Raw genomic sequence first — 17900 nt, 5'->3', positions numbered from 1 at the left:
GAAACAAGGTGTCAAATACAACAAGTTCCAGCAATTCAGTACAAGCCACTTTAGGGCAATCTAAGAAAAAGGGCGGTTTCGGGAAAACACTCTTAAGCCTCTTAGTGTTAGCTGCACTGGCGGGCGGTGGCTATTGGGCTTATCAGCAATATATCCATCAAGAAGCTAAAGCAGAAACACTGTCTTATCAAACAGAAGTGCTAAAACGCGGCGATTTGAATATGTCGATTACTGCTACCGGCAATTTGCAACCGATGAATAAGGTGGACATTGGTACTGAGTTATCAGGCACAGTAGCGGAAGTGTGGGTGGATGCGAATGACGTGGTAAAAAAAGGTCAAAAACTCGCAAGTCTCAATACTGATCAATTACAAGATAATGTCACCAAAATGGAAGCCGCCTTGGTATCCGCACAAGCGCAAGTGACGCAAGCTAAAGCGCAACTTAGTCAAGCGGATGCCAAAATCGCGCAATCTGAGGCTAACTTGCAACAAGCAATGGCAAATGCGCGTCAATCGGTATCCCAAATTGCACAGGTCAGCGCCCAAGCGCAGCAGGATAATGCAAAAATTCAACAGGCCAATGCGCAAATTCAACAAGCGAATGCGCAAGTGTTACAAGCCAAAGCGACTACTTCTGAAGCGCGTGCCAATTTGGGACGTTTACAAGAACTGCATAAAAGTAGTGGTGGGCGCTTACCCGCTAAATCTGAATTGGATTCAGCACAGGCTGCTTTTCAACGCGCTCAAGCAGCCGAATCCGCCGCACAATCTAGTGCCGATGCTGCCCGCGCCAATTTAGAAGTCGCAAAATCCAGTATTAACGCATCCAAGGCCAGCCTACAATCCGCTAAAGAAAGTTCAGGCGCCTCCAGTGCGAATGTTGAAGGGGTGCGTGCCAATGCTGAAGCGGTAAAAGCAGATAAAATCACCGCACAAGCGCAACTCGAAACCGCTAAAGCCAATGTTAAACAGGCCGAGGCCAATTTACGTTCTGCAAAAAGCAACTTAGAAAAAGCTACGATTTTGTCACCGATTGATGGTGTTGTGCTGAGTCGTGCCGTAGAAAAAGGCCAAACCGTAGCCGCCTCCTTATCCGCCCCGACTCTTTTCACCTTGGCTGAAGATTTGAAGCAAATGGAGCTACAAATTAATGTCGATGAAGCAGATGTTGGACAAGTTAAAGAAGGTCAAGAAGCGGTATTTACGGTGGATGCTTGGCCGGGGCGACGCTATAAAGCTGTCATTACCAAGGTTAGTCTAGGCTCAACCCTGACCGACAATGTCGTATCTTATTTAACCGAATTGACGGTGGATAATAATGATTTAACGTTGCGCCCGGGTATGACAGCCACAGCGACTGTCAGCACCCAATCGCGTAAAGATGTTTTATTAGCACCCAATGCGGCATTACGTTTCACGCCAGCAGCAGCTAATGACAAAGCCGGTGCAAGCCAAGGCGGTGCCGCAAGTGGTGGTAACAGTGGCGGTTTAGTCTCACAACTCATTGCTCGTCCACCGATGCAACAACGTCGCCAAGGCGGTGGACGCGGTGGCGCTGGTCGCGGTGGCCCTAAACAAGTATGGATACTCAAAAACGGCCAACCCAGCGCCATTCCGGTTAAAACTGGTTTAAGTGATAGCAAATTTACTGAAATTATCGAAGGTGATATTCAAGCGGGTAGTGAGGTGATTATTGGTAGTGCAGGAGCAGCACCATGAAACTGATTGAGTTGCGCAATATCACCAAAACTTATGGTCAAGGTCAAGCGCAGTTTCAAGCCTTAAAAGGGGTCAACCTGAGTATTGATAAAGGGGATTTTGTAGCAGTCATGGGGCCTAGTGGCTCTGGTAAATCAACCGCCATGAATATCTTAGGCTGTCTTGATGTACCGACGGGCGGCGAATATCAGTTTCGTGATGTACAAGTAGAAAAATTGGATCGCAATGAGCGAGCCTTATTGCGCCGCTATTATTTTGGTTTTGTGTTCCAAGGCTTTAATCTACTCGCACGGACCTCCGCGCAAGAAAATGTAGAGCTCCCCCTACTTTATCGCGGTGAACCCAGCTCCGTCCGCCACCACTTGGCCAAGGCCGCCTTAGAGAAAGTTGGTTTATCGCGTTGGTGGGATCACACACCCGCTGAATTATCAGGTGGTCAACAACAGCGTGTTGCGATTGCCCGTGCAATTGTCACCCAGCCCGAATTATTACTGGCTGATGAACCCACAGGCAACCTTGATTCGCAACGTAGCCATGAAATTATGGAGCTGCTCGTTTCACTCAATCGTGAGCAAGGCATTACGATTCTTATGGTGACGCATGAACCCGATATGGCGGAATACGCTAAGCGTATCGTCACTTTCGTAGATGGCAATGTCGCAAGCGATGTCCGTAATGCCGAAAAACCCGCTAAAACCCCAGAACCCGAACAAGCCTTATTAGCCGACGCGCTAAGATCGGAGGTGATTGATGCTGTGGAATAGTTTATTGCTCGCTATGCGTGAAATTCGACGCAATTTATTGCGCTCGTTTTTAACTATTTTGGGGATTGTGATCGGCGTAGCAGCGGTCATTACCATGGTGACCTTGGGGAATGGCGCTACGCAAGCTGTCAAAAATCAAGTTTCCAGCCTCGGTAGTAATCTGCTGCAAATTCGCCCTGGCCAGCGCATGATGGGACCGGGTGGAGGCGGCGGTGCCCCCCAATTTAAATTAGAAGATGCAGAAGCCATTCGCACACAAATCACTGGAATAGCCGCCGTCTCCCCACAAGTTTCACGCACCGCTACGGTAGTATCCATGTCTAAAAACTGGTCAACCAGTGTCGCGGGTGCGACCGATGATTTCTTTAGTGCAGGCAATTGGGTATTAGCCTCAGGGCGCTTATTTACCAGCACCGAACAAAACGCTGGTCAGTCGGTCTGCATTTTGGGAGCGACCCTATATAAAGAATTATATGGTCAGCGTGATCCGATTGGAGAATCGCTTAGAGTTAAAAATTTCTCCTGCGAAGTGATTGGTGTACTGAAAGCCAAGGGCCAATCCGCGATGGGACGTGACCAAGATGACACCTTAGTGATGCCCTTGCGCACCGTGCAACGTCGCTTAACCGGCAATCGTGATGTTTCCGCGATTCTAGTTTCGGTGGCTGATGAAAACGATATTACGCGTGTCCAAGGAGAAATTACCGATTTATTGCGTCAACGCCGCCGCCTCAATGATAGCGAGGATGATAATTTTAATGTCATGGATACTCGCCAAATTGCCGATGCTTTATCAGGTACCACCAAAGTGATGACGACTTTATTGGGTGCCGTGGCTTCGGTGAGCTTATTAGTCGGCGGGATTGGCATTATGAATATCATGCTGGTCTCAGTGACTGAGCGTACCCGTGAAATCGGAATTCGCTTAGCGATTGGTGCGTTGGAGCGCGAAGTGCTCATGCAGTTTTTGACTGAAGCCGTTATGTTATCTGCTTTAGGCGGCATTATTGGGATTATTCTGGCCACCCTTGCTTCAATCAGCTTATCCAATTTGATGCAGGTGCCTTATACCTTTAATGCGAGCATTAACCTAGTAGCCTTTGCCTTTTCGGCAGGCATTGGCGTGTTATTTGGTTTTATGCCTGCAAGGCGCGCTGCTCAATTAGACCCAATTAATGCCTTACGTCATGAATAAGCGAAATAAGCCCTAAGCTAAATTCTCTGCATGTTATGCTTATGCTATGCCTAATTAAAAATAGGAGCTTACGATGGACACCTATAAGCACATTCTGGTTGCAGTCGACCTTTCACCGATGACTCAAAACCTTATCCAACGTGGCAAGCAACTCGCGGAATTATATAACTGCCGATTAAGCCTTATACATGTTCTACAGGCCATGTCACCTGTACAAACTTTTGGCGAAATGCCCTTAGTTATTGATATGAGTTTCGAACAAGATTTAGTGATTAAAGCCCGCAAAGATTTAGAGGAACTAGCAAAGGCGGCACAAGTCCCTGCTAATACCTTATGCGAAGTCCAAGAAGGCTCAACACCAGCGAATGATATAGCCTTTTATGCCGCTGAACATCAAGTCGACTTAATCATCATGGGACACACGCAGCAAACGGGCTTGAAGAGCTTCTTATTAGGCTCAACCGCCCAAAGTGTCGCTAAACAAGTAAAGTGTGACTTGTTTATTATGCAGTCTGCTCAAGCTTAAGCGAGCAAAACACAGTTATTGTGGAAAACAAGCTTGGGAGCTACACCCTCCCAGCGCTAACTGCTTATGGCATAGGCCACTAGGTTCTCGGCAAAGTCACACCTGTTTGGCCTTGGTACTTGCCTCCGCGATCTTTATACGAAGTCTCACAAACCTCATCGGATTCGAAAAATAACATCTGTGCGACCCCTTCATTTGCGTAAATCTTCGCAGGCAAAGTCGTGGTATTGGAAAACTCCAAAGTGACGTGCCCCTCCCACTCGGGTTCTAAGGGCGTTACGTTTACAATGATGCCGCAATTGTGAACGAACACACCACTCTCCAAAGCAAAATTACCCGCTTCTGGAACAGTCAAGCAATAGACATCATGCTCACCATCCACTGCATGTACGGCTGTCACTTTATAATTCCAACGAGCCTCGCCTTTTACACCACGAAACTCATCAAGCACCTGTGGGAAGCGCCTAAACACACTACGATCACAATCCAAAGCTCGCGCAGCTGCACGAACTGAACCCGTTTGATGCAATGCGTCACGTACAGTTTGCTCATTAATTTCATTACGCAAACGTAACTGCCGCGCAATAGCAGCTTGATTTTTACGACGCTCTGCGCTGGCAATCTGCCACGCAGCTTTGGAACATTGTCCTTGGTAAGAACGCTCTAATGGGTCACGATAACGCTCAAGCATAGCTTCACGGTGTTTTTGTCGAGTTGTATCAGAAATATGCCGACGTGCCATCAATAATTCAGCGCGTTTCACCGCATATTCATCATCATGCCAAAAACGACTAGCTCGCTCACTTTGCAAACTGCTATAGCGCTCTGCCCATTCAGGATTCTGCATACGATTTGATAAAGCGGCACGAATTGAAGCGCTATGCTCTTCAGGATCAAACTCATCGCCATAATTTTCTGCATTATGCAAACGTATATGTTCACTAGCATTCATACGGATTACATTCCACGGATTATTATTGAGGCGATCAAAATCTATATGATGGCGATGTGTAGCGGGTATATCGTTATACAAGCCATGCCGCAGATTCCATTCATCTGCCAAGCGATGTGTTGGATATAAGTGCCCATTTAGAGGCTGATACACCATTTCATAACCACGCTGCAATTGGCGATACAAAGGCATTAAAGAGGTGTTAGGTGTTAAATCCGCTGCGGCACACCAACGACCATCGCGCAACATGAACAAATGATCAGGTGTTGCAAAAATACTCTTGCCATTATCTAGCTGTACCTCCACCAACTTATCGCGACCAATATAACGCGGAGCTTCCAATTGGGTCACAATCAAACGACCATTTTCACCAATGCTATAGCCCCAGAATAATTCCCCGTGCTCTGAACGACGTGCCATATCCTCCAAACTCGCCGAGGTTCCATCCACTAAAGCGACTCGTGTATCACCTCGGAAACAACGCGCATACGTCGATTTCCCTAAACAAACTACCAAGGTACTGCGCGGAATACGAAAATATTCCACGGTTCTGGCTAAAGCAAAGGAATTAGGCGGAATAATGCACATATCACCTTGAAAATCGACAAAGCTGTTCTGATCAAAGTGTTTAGGATCGACAATGGCAGAATTAATATTAGTAAAAATTTTAAACTCATTGGCACAACGCACATCATAGCCATAACTCGATGTACCATAAGAGATGATTTTTTCACCGTTTACATGACGTACCTGCCCTGCCTCAAATGGCTCGATCATGCCATGCTGCTGCGCCATGCGGCGAATCCAGTGGTCAGATTTAATACTCATTGCATTTCTCCATCGAACCAAAAGCGGGATGCTATCGTAAATAAAAAGGCCAACGAATGTTAGCCTTTATGCAATAACTAATAGCTGAAACGGGCTATTACTTAAACATTTTGAATCTTAATCGTTGGAAATTTTGCGCTATAATCTTTAGATTGTTTTGCCAATTTTGCGGTCGCCTTACGGGCAATTTCTTTATAAGCCTGCGCAATTTTGCCATCCGGTTCAGCCACTACGGTTGGATTACCGCTGTCCACTTGCTCGCGAATCTTAATATCTAAGGGCAGCCCCCCTAAATAAGTCACATCATATTGATCCGCCATATTGCGCCCGCCCCCTTCGCCGAAAATATGCTCTACGTGTCCGCAATTACTGCATACATGCATACTCATATTTTCTACGATACCCAAAATAGGCACTTCGACTTTCTCGAACATTTTCAAACCCTTACGAGCATCTAGCAGTGCAATATCTTGGGGTGTGGTAACAATAATCGCGCCCGAAACAGGAATTTTTTGCGACAAGGTCAATTGAATATCGCCAGTACCCGGTGGCAAATCGACAATTAAATAATCTAACTCACCCCATTGCGTATCATTCAACAATTGTTCTAAAGCCTGAGTCACCATGGGGCCGCGCCAAATCATCGGCGTATCTTCATCAATCAGAAAACCAATCGACATAGCTTTTAGGCCGTGATTTTTCATGGGTTGTAAGGTCTTGCCATCTTCCGATAAAGGCTGACCGGAGATACCCAACATACGTGGCTGGCTGGGACCATAAATATCACCATCCAAAATACCGACTTTTGCCCCATCAGCTAACAAAGCTAAAGCAAGATTCACGGCAGTAGTAGATTTACCCACGCCCCCTTTTCCGGAAGCTACGGCAATAATATTTTTGATGCCATCATGGCGCTTGACTGTTTTTTGTACCGAATGGGCGTTGACTGCCAAATTAATGACCACATTCGCCTTCATGCCTGCACCTAGCAAGGCTTGCTCGACTTGCTGCTTTAATTCGTCGCGATAATGCCCTGCTGGATAGCCTTGGACTAAGCGCACAGCAACGGTATCGCCTTCAATTTCGATACTTTTGACCGCTTTAGCCGATACCAAATCCTGCTCCAAATAACGATCTTGTATCTGACTTAATAGCGCCTCGACCTGCGCGCGGGTAACCTCAGCCATGCCTAACTCCTTTACGGTTTTCGGTAGAAAATATTCTTGAGCATCATTGTACAGTATCGCCCAACTCGCGCCCAAGATGCCCTATTTCTTATTGGATAAGGCTTAAGGTAGCAATAAGGTTGTGCCTGTAGTCTTGCCACTTTCCAAGTCGCGGTGAGCCTGCTGTACATCAGCCAAGGCATAACGTTGATGAATAGGAACACTCAATTTGCCACTACTCACCATTTCAAATAAATCGCTAGCATTTTCCTGCAAGGCATCGTCATCGGCGGTATAGGTCATGAGGGTAGGACGAGTGAAATATAATGAACCTTTAGCAGCTAAGGCCGCTGGATTGAAATTAGTAATCGGCCCTGACGCATTGCCAAAACTCACTAATAAACCGCGTGTCTGCAAACTATCCAACGAACTTTCTAAGGTGGCCTGCCCTACTCCGTCATATACCACCGGAACACCTTTGCCATCGGTGAGCTCGCGTACGCGCTTAGCGACATTTTCCGTGCGATTATTAATCACATAATCACAGCCTTGCGCCTTAGCAAACTCCGCTTTCTCTTCTGAACCCACCGTACCAATGACCGTCGCGCCCAAGGCTTTTGCCCATTGTGTCAGCATCGAGCCGACACCACCGGCTGCTGCATGTATCAAAATCGTTTCGCCTGCTTGCAGCTGATAAGTTTCGCGCAATAAAAAGCGCACGGTCATGCCTTTCAACATCATCGCCGCTGCCGTTTCATCACTGATTGAATCGGGCAATTTACTAATACGATTCGCTGGCAAGTTACGTAAACTGGTATAAGCACCAATCGGCCCTACCCCATAAGCAATTCGATCACCGACCTGTAAATCGCTGACGCCCTCACCCACGGCCTCAATCACACCGGCAGCCTCTAAACCAAGACCCGATGGCAAGGCCACAGGGTAAAGACCACTGCGATGATAGGTATCAATATAATTTAAGCCCACCGCCGTTTGACGGACTTGTACTTGGCCAGCGGCAGGGGCTGGAACATCCCCCTGCTCCACAAGCATGACTTCGGGGCCACCGTTGGTATAAATCCTTATATTCGTTGCACGACTCATGATGACTCCTGTATGCCTTTAATGATCCACTTGCGCCATGATAGCTTGCGCGACGGCCTCAGCGACGCGAATACCATCCACACCTGCTGACAAAATACCACCAGCATAGCCTGCCCCTTCACCGGCTGGATATAAACCTTTTACATTCAAGCTCTGGTATTGCTCATTGCGCGTTATACGAAGGGGTGAGGAAGTGCGTGTTTCGACCCCCGTTAACACAGCATCATACAGCGAAAAACCGCGAATTTGCTTATCAAAGGCGGGTAAGGCTTCGCGCAAAGCCTCAATCGCATAAGTAGGTAGCGCCTCCCGTAAATCAGTCATCAAGACCCCTGGCTGATAAGAAGGTTCGACCGTACCTAATTGCGTAGAACGAATACCTTTTACAAAATCGCCCAGCAATTGCGCAGGCGCAATATAGCCACCGCCGCCCAATTCATAAGCCTTCGACTCCCAATGACGTTGAAAATCAATCCCTGCTAAGGGTAAACCTTGATAATCACTCGGATTAATACCGACTACCAAAGCCGCATTGGCATTACGCTCAGCACGCGAATATTGGCTCATACCGTTCGTAACAACACGATTTTCTTCCGATGTAGCTGCCACCACTTGACCGCCCGGGCACATACAAAAACTATAAACCGAACGACCGTTTTTGGCATGATGCACTAGCTTATAATCCGCCGCACCCAAAATGTTATTGCCTGCAAATTTGCCAAAACGCTCCTGATCAATCAGCTTTTGTGGATGCTCCACACGAAAACCAATCGAAAATGGCTTTTGTTCCATAAACACACCACGCTCATGCAACATAGCAAACGTATCACGTGCACTATGCCCCAAGGCCATAATAACATGATCGCTCTGCAGCTCCTCGCCCCTGCCAAGCCTTACACCGCGTACTTGTCCCTTGTCAATGAATAGATCAGTGACATGACTTTCAAAACGAATGTCGCCACCCAGTGCGATAATTTCCGCACGCATTTGCTCGACCATTTTTACTAAGCGGAAGGTGCCAATATGCGGCTTACTGACATAGAGAATCTCTTCGGGTGCCCCCGCTTTGACAAACTCCGTGAGGACTTTTCGCCCATAGAATTTCGGATCTTTAATTTGGCTATACAGTTTTCCATCGGAAAATGTACCCGCTCCACCCTCGCCAAATTGTACATTTGATTCAGGGTTCAAAGTTTGCTTACGCCATAAACCCCAAGTGTCCTTGGTACGCTCACGGACTTTCTTGCCACGCTCCAAAATAATCGGGCAAAACCCCATTTGTGCGAGTATTAACCCAGCCAACATACCGCAAGGGCCAAAGCCAACCACGATCGGGCGTTGTTTTAACGGTGCCGGAGCTTTGGCAACAAATTTATAACTCGTATCTGGACTAGGCTGAATAGCGGAATCCTTGGAGAAACGCGCCAGAACCCTTGCCTCTTCCTGCACTTTCACATCCAAAGTATACACCAGAACAATTGCATCACGCCGCCTTGCATCATAACCACGTTTGAAAATATGGAGTTCCAGCAAGGCTTGATCTGTGAGTGCTAAGCGCTCCAAAACAGCAGCACGCAAAGCTTCGGGCGGATGATCTAAGGGCAAACGCAGTTCATTAATGCGAATCATGGGATTGAGTGCTTGGAAAAAGGCTTAGTTTAACGCGAGTGATGCATGGAAACAAAACGCTTATATGTATTAGCTTATACAGCGCTTAGCCGGTGAAATTTTACAATGTGCCGAGGGCTGTCCTCACAATACGAAACGCTTAAGTTCTTTCCAATGTTGATACTCATTGCCTTCTACAATAAAGGCCGGTTCATGCTTGGGTTGAAAACGGATTTTGAATTGAATACGTTTAGCAAATTTATAAATCAAAATAGCAATCAAGATACCCACAATCGTCAACACTAATAAAGCCATCACGACTTTTAGCCAAAACGGGTGATACTCACGTTTTTCGACCAGCTCAATGGCGCGCATGTCCTGCGGCAAACGATACGACTTTGCGACCATTAAACGTGCATGAATTTGTAGCACATTCTGCGGCTTAGATACTGTGACTTGACTACCTTGCAAAGCCCCTTCCATAACGCGCATAGCATGACTCCTTGAGTTAGTTATCGTGAGTCTATCACAGCTCATGCATTTAAGAGGATTGGCGCGAACCTTGTCGAATCCGCTCAATTTCATCGGGAACAATCCCTAAGGATTCTAAAAAGTCCTGATGCGCTTTGGGCGAGCGTTTTTCAAATTCACAATGCCATTTATGCATGCCTGCCTCATCTAAGCCTGCTGCCTTTAACATCGCAACCCACTGCGCTTTAGTCACGTGACGGCTTTCAGAAAAGGATTCTGGCTGATTCAGCAGCTTAATAATCACTTGTTGCTGCTCACGTAATCGATTAATTTCCTGATTCACATCCTGTAAGTGACGCTCCAGCACGACGCTAGCACTCGTACTGAAGCTCAATAAACTACGAATACTGTCCAAGGGCAAACCGGCAGCACGATAAGTCTGGATCTGCTGCATACGCTCTAACGTTTGCTGGCTATAAAGCCGGTAATTGCCGGTGCTACGGCTTGCAGGCGGCAATAAACCAATCGAGTCGTAATACAGTAAGGTGCTACGTGATAAGCCAAATCGCTTGGCCAGTTGCCCAATGGTATACATACTTACTTCGTTTACTATGCCTTGGAAGCTTCGCGAATCTGCACAATTTCACTCGCTGGAATTTGTAGCCATTCCAAAAAGGCTTGATGCTGCGTAGGATAACCTTGCTCAAATAATTGATGCCACTGCTGCATTTGCGCTTCACTTAAACCAATTTGACGGAACATCTCCACCCAAGCTGCTTTAGTCATCGTCGTGTTCTGCATGATTTTACCTCAGTTATGTCAAAAGTTTGGCTAGACTAAAGGGTGAAGTTATAGACAGGTCAACCACTATTTTATTTAAAGCCTCTTAATTCGTTTTTTAAACTGGGTTGTGTTTTAGTATCTTTACTTTCCAATATAAAGGATTTAATATCCATTAAATTGGAAAATTCCAACTCATCATGATAGACGACATTAATCAGCGTATCGCACGGCGCATTAAAGAACTGCGTAATGCCAAGGACATGACTTTAGAACAATTGGCTCAGCGTTCAGGTGTTAGTCGAGCTATGTTGTCGTTAATTGAAAGAGGCGAGGCTAATCCCACAGCAGTGCTACTCGATAAAGTCGCAACAGGTTTAGGTATTGTCTTGGCGTCTTTATTTGAAAACTCCACTCAACCTGCAAGTCCCTTGATACGGGCTAGTGAACGCGAGGCTTGGCGTGATCCAGCCAGTGGTTATCAACGCTGGAATGTCTCGCCTCCTAATTACCCCTCGCCTATAAAACTGGTGAAAGTCATTTTGCCTGCAGGTGCAAAAGTCTGTTACGACACAAATGCACATGAGCCTACTATCTTCCAACAAATTTGGGTTCAACACGGCAGCTTACGGATTCGTTTAGGCGAACAATTCTATCTATTAGAAACTGATGACTGTTTCGCCATGCGCTTAAATCAGCCCATCACTTATGAAAATCTCAGCCAACAAGCCACGCAGTATGTAGTGGTGATTGCTACTGATACTTGGCAAAAACGAGGAGCATGATGAATTACACTATTAAAGCACTCAGTTATTTGGATGAGAGCGCGGTACAAGCCTTAAGTGCTATTTTAATCGATGCAGTCACACATGGGGCTTCGGTTGGGTTTATTGAGCCTATGACAACGGAAAAAGCCTTGCAGTATTGGCAGCACGCAGCCGCCAGCTTTGCAAGGCAAGAGCGTTTAATTTGGGTGGCGGTGGATACGCAAAATAAGATTATTGGTACCGTTACGGTCGTGGTGAATTTGCCAGAAAATCAGGCGCATCGGGGTGATTTGATTAAATTATTAGTGCATAGCGGTGCTCGCCAACAAGGCATCGGCCAAGCTTTAATGAAAGCAGCAGAACAAGGCGCTTATGAAGCAGGCAAAACCTTATTGGTACTTGATACCGCAGGAGAGGAAGCCAGCCGTCTGTATCAGCGTTTACAATGGCGGAAAGCCGGAATGATTCCTGATTATGCGATGTTTCCTGATCATAGCTTAGGTGCTACTCACTACTACTACAAAATTCTTGCTTGAGTCAGGCAGCTACTATTGCTGCAATAGCTTCTCCCGCTGCCCAAATTTTTTATTTCTCTAAGCTAGCTTAAACCCAATATCGTCTACACCATCGGAAAAGCAGGATTACCAAGATTAGATCAAGGCTTCCTGCGCTTTGCAGCTTGCACAGAAGCGGCACAAGCCTTACCATTTCCGCCTTTGTGTGCTAACGCCGACATACTGGAATTTATAGGAATAACAACATGCGTAGTCATTATTGCGGGCAGGTAGACGAGTCCCTGCTGGATCAGGAAGTCACTCTGTGCGGTTGGGTCAATCGTCGCCGCGACCATGGGGGCGTTATTTTCATTGACTTGCGCGATCGTGAAGGTTTGGTGCAAGTAGTATTCGATCCTGATCGCGCCGAGGTATTTGCCAATGCAGAGCGCGTGCGTAATGAATATGTCCTAAAAATCCAAGGCCGCGTCCGTAAACGCCCTGCTGGTACCACCAACGACAATTTGCGTAGTGGACAAGTAGAAGTGTTAGGCTTAGACCTTGAAATCCTCAATGCCGCCGAAACGCCTCCCTTCCAATTAGATGAAGTAGGCGTAAACGAAGAAAAGCGCCTAACCTATCGCTATATTGATTTGCGCCGCCCTGAAATGCAGCAACGCTTGCAATTACGTGCGAAAGCGACTGGCTTTATGCGTCGTTATCTGGAAGAAAATGGCTTCCTTGATATTGAAACGCCGATGCTGACTAAAGCCACGCCAGAAGGTGCGCGCGATTATTTAGTACCGAGCCGTACGCATCCGGGTTCGTTTTTTGCCCTACCGCAATCACCACAATTATTTAAACAATTGTTAATGATGTCCGGCATGGATCGTTATTTCCAATTTGCGCGTTGTTTCCGCGATGAGGATTTGCGTGCCGATCGGCAGCCTGAATTTACCCAGCTCGATATTGAAACCTCCTTCATGACCCAAGATCAGATTATGGGCATGGTGGAAGAAATGATTCGCAGCATGTTTAAAAACTTGTTGAATGTGGAGTTGCCTGCACAATTCCCCCACATGACATATGAAGAGGCGATGTTCCGCTTCGGCTCTGACAAGCCTGATATGCGTATTCCACTCGAATTCGTAGAGGTCAGCGACCTGATGCAAGCGGTAGAATTCAAAGTGTTTGCCGCACCCGCCAAAGATCCTGATAGCCGTGTAGTAGCCTTGCGTTTACCCAAAGGTGGCGATTTAAGTCGTAAAGAAATCGACGACTACACTGCCTTCGTCGGTCGCTATGGTGCGAAGGGCTTGGCTTATATCAAAATCAATGATCTTGCAGCAGGCTTAGAGGGCCTACAGTCGCCAATTCTGAAATTTTTACCTGAAGACGTCGTAAAAGGCATTTTAGCGCGCACGGGTGCCCAAACAGGCGATTTAATTTTCTTCGGTGCAGATAAGGCCAAAGTCGTCAACGATGCTATTGGTGCATTACGCATTAAGTTAGGTCACGACCGCAAACTGCTTACTTCTGAATGGGCTGCGTTGTGGGTAGTGGACTTCCCCATGTTTGAATACGACGACAAAGAAAAACGTTGGGCAGCCTTGCATCACCCCTTCACCTCACCCAAATGTACGCCAGAAGAATTAGCTGCCGACCCAGGCAAAGCATTATCTATCGCTTATGATATGGTTCTGAATGGCACCGAAGTTGGTGGTGGCTCAGTCCGTATTCATCGTCCAGAAATGCAAAGCGCAGTCTTCAGTTTACTAGGGATCAGCAAAGAAGAAGCCGAAGAAAAATTTGGCTTCCTACTCAATGCTCTTAAATACGGTTGCCCTCCACATGGCGGCCTAGCTTTCGGTTTAGACCGTTTGATTATGCTCATGACAGGCAGCCAATCAATTCGCGATGTCATGGCCTTCCCCAAAACGCAAACAGCCGCCTGCCCATTAACCGACGCACCTGCACCCGTGAGTATGCGCCAACTACGCGAATTAAATATTCGGGTAACTCTGCCAGAAAAAGATAGCGCATAAACCGTGATTGTTTAAAAAATAAGGCCATCAGAAAGATGGCTTTATTTTTAAAAATAACTGAGCAGTTTTAAAAATTGACCTATAATTTTAGCTAAGGCTACAAAATATTTGAAGGATATAGGTTTTATAAATGCCTTTCAAAAAAATCAAAGACTTTTTAAACCCTAAAAAAATCAATAGCACTGCTATTGTATACTTTGCTTATATAAATCCTCTTAAAGATTGGCAGCTCTTTATAGCAAACCAACTTAATGATCTAAAAAAAACTGATATTTTATCAGCCTCTGACCTTCATATTGTAGTATCAAACCCATTCAAAGTTTCTGAAGTAGAGGGCTTCTTTAAAAATCGAAAACATTTATACAAAACTATTGAGTTTCATGAGGAAAATAAATTTGAATATTGGGGAATAAATTATATCTGGAATCTTGCTAGAGAGCATAAATACGATTATTTAATTTACTTCCATACCAAGGGTATTAGTCATGAAAATGATAAAAGAAGTAATAAAAAAGAGATGCTGACCCATTATACTTTTAACAAATGGCAATCGCTTGTTAAAATCTTCGAGGAAAATAAAGATATTAATAAAATAGGACTGTTTCCAGGCTGGGAATTGAATCAGCAAGGAGAAGTTATCAAAGGTGGCTGGATTTGGTATAACTTTTGGTGGGCTCGATCAAGCTATATTAGAACCCTAGAACACCCTAACCCAAACCCTAAAACCAGATACTATTATGAATCTTGGCTTTCCACATCGACTGATCTAAACCATAATAAACTGCAAGACAATTTCTCTATTTATAGTATGGATAAAACACTATACACGGGTCAAGAAACACTCGAAAACATGGAGAAACTAATTAAAAAAACAAAAAAATGATCATGATTTAGAAGAGTTGACGCTCCGAGGGCAAAAGTCACAGTAATTAGGCCTCTTGCGAAAGTCGAGACTGTTTTGCTAAATTATTGATTTATCGATCAATAAATATACTTTCGCAAGAGATGTATTAATCCTAGCTACATCAAAAAGATACGTTCTTGAAAAACAATATGTCTTTACTGTTTACAAGTATTCAAGGCTGTGATGGCTTACGATTTCTCCGCCTAGGTCTTTTTGTTGCAGGTACAGTCGCATTCTCAGCAGGTAATAACTCCTGAACTTTACGCTGACTAGCTTGCACCTCAGTTCGCGCGCGTTGACGTGAACCCTGATGCCTGTTATCGCGCCCATGAGGTGGGCGATCATGGCGCTGTGATGCGTCAGGGCGATTTAATTCCGGTAGAAGTTCTATGTCTATTGATCTAACAGGAATTGCCTTACCAGTGTACTCTTCAATATCCGGTAAATAGAACGCTGTATCTTCACAAGCAAAACTATGCGCCTCCCCCGAAGCTCCCGCACGAGCAGTACGTCCAATACGGTGCACATAATCTTCGGCTAATTGGGGTAAATCAAAATTAAAGACATGACTAACATCGGGAATATGTAACCCCCGAGCCGCTACATCGGTTGCTATTAAAGCTTGGTATTTCCCATCACCAAATTCTTTTAATAAACGTTCACGTTTATTTTGACGCACATCACCTGAAATCATCGCAGCCGAAATGGCATTAGTACGCAAGAAATTATCAATTTTTTCGGCATTATGTTTTGTATTAACGAAGATAATCGCACGATAGGGTTGTAATTTACGCATTAAGCCAATTAGCAAACGAATCTTTTCATTATTCGCTGGGAAATAAACATGCTCAGCAATATTATCGGCGCTAACGGACTCTGTTTCGACTTGCACTGAGCTAGGCGCATTCATATGTTCATAGGCAAGTTCTAGAACTTTCTGCGATAAAGTCGCGGAAAATAACATACTTAAACGTTTTTCTGGTGCTGGCAAACGGCGCAACAAAAAGCGCACATCTTGAATAAAGCCCATATCGAACATACGGTCGGCTTCATCTAGCACCAATACTTGCGTTTGTTTAAAGTGATAGACACCTTGCTTCCAATAATCAATAATTCGACCGGGCGTGCCAATTAAAATATCGACAGCTTCTTCAAATTGGCGGCGTTGTTTCTCATATCCTGCGCCACCATACACTAGCACACTGCGTAAACCGGTATTTTTGCCTAAGGCTTCAGTATCACGGGCAATTTGAATGGCTAATTCACGAGTAGGAGCCAGAATTAGACAACGTACTGAGCCAGCCTCAGGATTTTCTAAAGGCTCTGTCAATAAACGCTGAAAAGCGGCTACTAAAAAAGCGCCTGTTTTTCCAGTGCCCGTTTGTGCCTGCCCAGTGACATCCTTGCCTTGCAACGCAAGGGGCAAAGTCTCCGCTTGAATGCGAGAGCAACGCTCAAAACCAGCTTCCTGCAAAGAGCTCAAAATACGCTTGTCGATAGCAAGCTGATCAAACCGTGTATCACTTAAGTATAATTTTTCCATGGCATGAGCCTATCATAATCCCCAATAAAGCTCAGACTTTATTCGCAAGTTAAATTTAAATCACTACTGAGCAGCTATTTTTTGACCACTTTTTACGTCTTCAACTGAAGCGAGCTACCATCCATCTTACGCTAGACATCACACCAGATGATATCGCACTACTTACTGCTCCTCAGAAAACTGTTCTGGAAATTGATCGAAGTACGAACTACCGCCTAATAAACGCATTTGGCGCAAAATTTGGCGTTGGCGCTTTTGAATATAAGCAGAAGGTTTAGCTGCATTAAATTGTGTGGGGGCTGGTAAAACCGCTGCCAATAAAGCAGCCTCTCGAGGCGAAAGCTTATTGCAGGGTTTTTTAAATAAATCGTGGCTGGCCGCACCTACCCCATAATCTGCCGCACTAAACTGCGCAATATTCAAATACACCTCCAAAATACGCTCTTTACTCCATAAAGCGTCAATTAAAAGTGCTAAGCCCCATTCTAGCCCTTTACGAATATAACTACGTCCGCCCCACAGAAAGATATTCTTAGCGACCTGCTGCGTAATCGTACTACCGCCGCCACTACTTTTTCCGGCTAGTGCAGCCTCAATAGCGTCTTGCGTAGCTTGCGTGTCAATTCCATCGTGCAGCGCAAAACGTTGATCTTCTGACGCTATGACTGCCAGTTTCACATGGTCGGGCATTTGTGAGCGATCTACCCACTCATAACGCACTGTGGGAATCGAATCATCAAAACGTGCAGCAATACTTTGCTGCAACATAAAGGCGGTCGTTGGAAGCGGTTGAGTGCGCCACAGCAATAACAAAAGAATAATAATTAATAATAAAGCCAAAGGAATGCGCCATAGCCAATGCAACCAACGCCATTGTGGTCGAGGTAATCTCACTCAAACTCCTTGATTTTAGGCTAGATACATGAAAAACAGGGCGCAGATTCACAAAAAAGATGGCGCGACATAGTAGCGCTTTGCTTAAATTTTGTCGATTGCCAAGCCACCGCTTCCCAGCATCCCTTGTGTTAATAT

16 protein-coding genes and 3 pseudogenes are annotated in these 17900 nt (G+C 45.6%); 8 read left to right on the top strand and 11 right to left on the bottom strand.

From position 1 onward, the window contains the following. Positions 1 to 8 precede the first annotated feature (8 nt). The 4 genes from A3IE_RS0112245 (at position 9) to A3IE_RS0112230 (ending at position 4206) form a co-directional block, all read left to right on the top strand. Positions 9 to 1721, top strand: coding sequence for an efflux RND transporter periplasmic adaptor subunit (locus A3IE_RS0112245; RefSeq protein WP_020395912.1), 1713 nt, complete (start codon positions 9 to 11; stop codon positions 1719 to 1721). Further along, on the top strand, positions 1718 to 2485 hold the full coding sequence (locus A3IE_RS0112240) for an ABC transporter ATP-binding protein (protein ID WP_020395911.1): 768 nt from the start codon (positions 1718 to 1720) through the stop codon (positions 2483 to 2485). Before A3IE_RS0112245 ends, A3IE_RS0112240 begins: the two co-directional genes overlap by 4 nt. Further along, a complete protein-coding gene (locus A3IE_RS0112235) occupies positions 2472 to 3680 on the top strand; it encodes an ABC transporter permease (protein ID WP_020395910.1) in 1209 nt (402 codons plus the stop codon). Before A3IE_RS0112240 ends, A3IE_RS0112235 begins: the two co-directional genes overlap by 14 nt. Before the next feature lie 73 nt (positions 3681 to 3753). Continuing rightward, on the top strand, positions 3754 to 4206 hold the full coding sequence (locus A3IE_RS0112230) for a universal stress protein (RefSeq protein WP_020395909.1): 453 nt from the start codon (positions 3754 to 3756) through the stop codon (positions 4204 to 4206). A 79-nt stretch (positions 4207 to 4285) separates the two neighbouring features. Here A3IE_RS0112230 and A3IE_RS23410 read toward each other — a convergent pair. The 9 genes and pseudogenes from A3IE_RS23410 to A3IE_RS22725 form a co-directional block, all read right to left on the bottom strand. Then, positions 4286 to 4504: pseudogene (locus A3IE_RS23410) on the bottom strand (dCTP deaminase); the annotation flags it as partial. Between the two features lie 6 nt (positions 4505 to 4510). Continuing rightward, a pseudogene (locus A3IE_RS0112225) lies at positions 4511 to 5626 on the bottom strand (Hint domain-containing protein); the annotation flags it as partial. A 9-nt stretch (positions 5627 to 5635) separates the two neighbouring features. Beyond that, a pseudogene (locus A3IE_RS23405) lies at positions 5636 to 5986 on the bottom strand (dCTP deaminase); the annotation flags it as partial. Between the two features lie 101 nt (positions 5987 to 6087). Continuing rightward, positions 6088 to 7173: an iron-sulfur cluster carrier protein ApbC gene (gene apbC, locus A3IE_RS0112220; protein ID WP_020395907.1), complete on the bottom strand. Its 1086-nt coding sequence runs from the start codon at positions 7171 to 7173 to the stop codon at positions 6088 to 6090. Positions 7174 to 7275: 102 nt separating this feature from the next. Next, complete coding sequence (locus tag A3IE_RS0112215) at positions 7276 to 8256, bottom strand: quinone oxidoreductase family protein (protein ID WP_020395906.1); 981 nt, start codon at positions 8254 to 8256, stop codon at positions 7276 to 7278. Between the two features lie 18 nt (positions 8257 to 8274). Further along, positions 8275 to 9885 carry an NAD(P)/FAD-dependent oxidoreductase gene (locus A3IE_RS0112210; RefSeq protein ID WP_020395905.1) on the bottom strand — a complete coding sequence of 537 codons (1611 nt, stop codon included), beginning with the start codon at positions 9883 to 9885 and terminating at the stop codon, positions 8275 to 8277. A gap of 123 nt (positions 9886 to 10008) precedes the next feature. Continuing rightward, on the bottom strand, positions 10009 to 10356 hold the full coding sequence (locus A3IE_RS0112205; protein WP_020395904.1) for a hypothetical protein: 348 nt from the start codon (positions 10354 to 10356) through the stop codon (positions 10009 to 10011). Positions 10357 to 10405: 49 nt separating this feature from the next. Further along, positions 10406 to 10930 carry a MerR family transcriptional regulator gene (locus A3IE_RS0112200; RefSeq protein ID WP_020395903.1) on the bottom strand — a complete coding sequence of 175 codons (525 nt, stop codon included), beginning with the start codon at positions 10928 to 10930 and terminating at the stop codon, positions 10406 to 10408. 14 nt (positions 10931 to 10944) lie between these two features. Continuing rightward, positions 10945 to 11136, bottom strand: coding sequence for a MerR family transcriptional regulator (locus tag A3IE_RS22725; protein WP_026154914.1), 192 nt, complete (start codon positions 11134 to 11136; stop codon positions 10945 to 10947). A gap of 179 nt (positions 11137 to 11315) precedes the next feature. Between A3IE_RS22725 and A3IE_RS0112190 the strand changes: the two genes are divergently transcribed. The 4 genes from A3IE_RS0112190 to A3IE_RS20595 all read left to right on the top strand — a co-directional run bounded on the left by A3IE_RS0112190 (position 11316) and on the right by A3IE_RS20595 (position 15304). Then, entirely contained in the window at positions 11316 to 11900 is a 585-nt protein-coding gene (locus A3IE_RS0112190; protein ID WP_020395901.1) for a helix-turn-helix domain-containing protein, read from the top strand. Beyond that, a complete protein-coding gene (locus tag A3IE_RS0112185; RefSeq protein ID WP_110721468.1) occupies positions 11897 to 12418 on the top strand; it encodes a GNAT family N-acetyltransferase in 522 nt (173 codons plus the stop codon). Before A3IE_RS0112190 ends, A3IE_RS0112185 begins: the two co-directional genes overlap by 4 nt. Positions 12419 to 12642: 224 nt before the next feature. Continuing rightward, positions 12643 to 14421 (top strand): aspartate--tRNA ligase, encoded by a 1779-nt coding sequence (gene aspS / locus A3IE_RS0112180; protein WP_020395899.1) that lies wholly within the window; start codon positions 12643 to 12645, stop codon positions 14419 to 14421. 130 nt (positions 14422 to 14551) lie between these two features. Further along, positions 14552 to 15304 (top strand): hypothetical protein, encoded by a 753-nt coding sequence (locus A3IE_RS20595; protein WP_020395898.1) that lies wholly within the window; start codon positions 14552 to 14554, stop codon positions 15302 to 15304. A 193-nt stretch (positions 15305 to 15497) separates the two neighbouring features. Here A3IE_RS20595 and A3IE_RS0112170 read toward each other — a convergent pair whose 3' ends face one another. Together A3IE_RS0112170 and mtgA are read right to left on the bottom strand one after the other, a co-directional pair. Beyond that, positions 15498 to 16868: a DEAD/DEAH box helicase gene (locus tag A3IE_RS0112170; RefSeq protein ID WP_020395897.1), complete on the bottom strand. Its 1371-nt coding sequence runs from the start codon at positions 16866 to 16868 to the stop codon at positions 15498 to 15500. 162 nt (positions 16869 to 17030) lie between these two features. Next, a complete protein-coding gene (gene mtgA, locus A3IE_RS0112165) occupies positions 17031 to 17762 on the bottom strand; it encodes a monofunctional biosynthetic peptidoglycan transglycosylase (protein WP_020395896.1) in 732 nt (243 codons plus the stop codon). Between the last annotated feature and the right edge of the window lie 138 nt (positions 17763 to 17900).

The organism is Thiolinea disciformis DSM 14473 (assembly GCF_000371925.1).
Classification (GTDB): Bacteria; Pseudomonadota; Gammaproteobacteria; order Thiotrichales; family Thiotrichaceae; genus Thiolinea; species Thiolinea disciformis.
The sequence above is the reverse complement of the archived record's forward strand: the minus strand, read 5'-3'. Positions and strand labels throughout refer to the sequence as shown.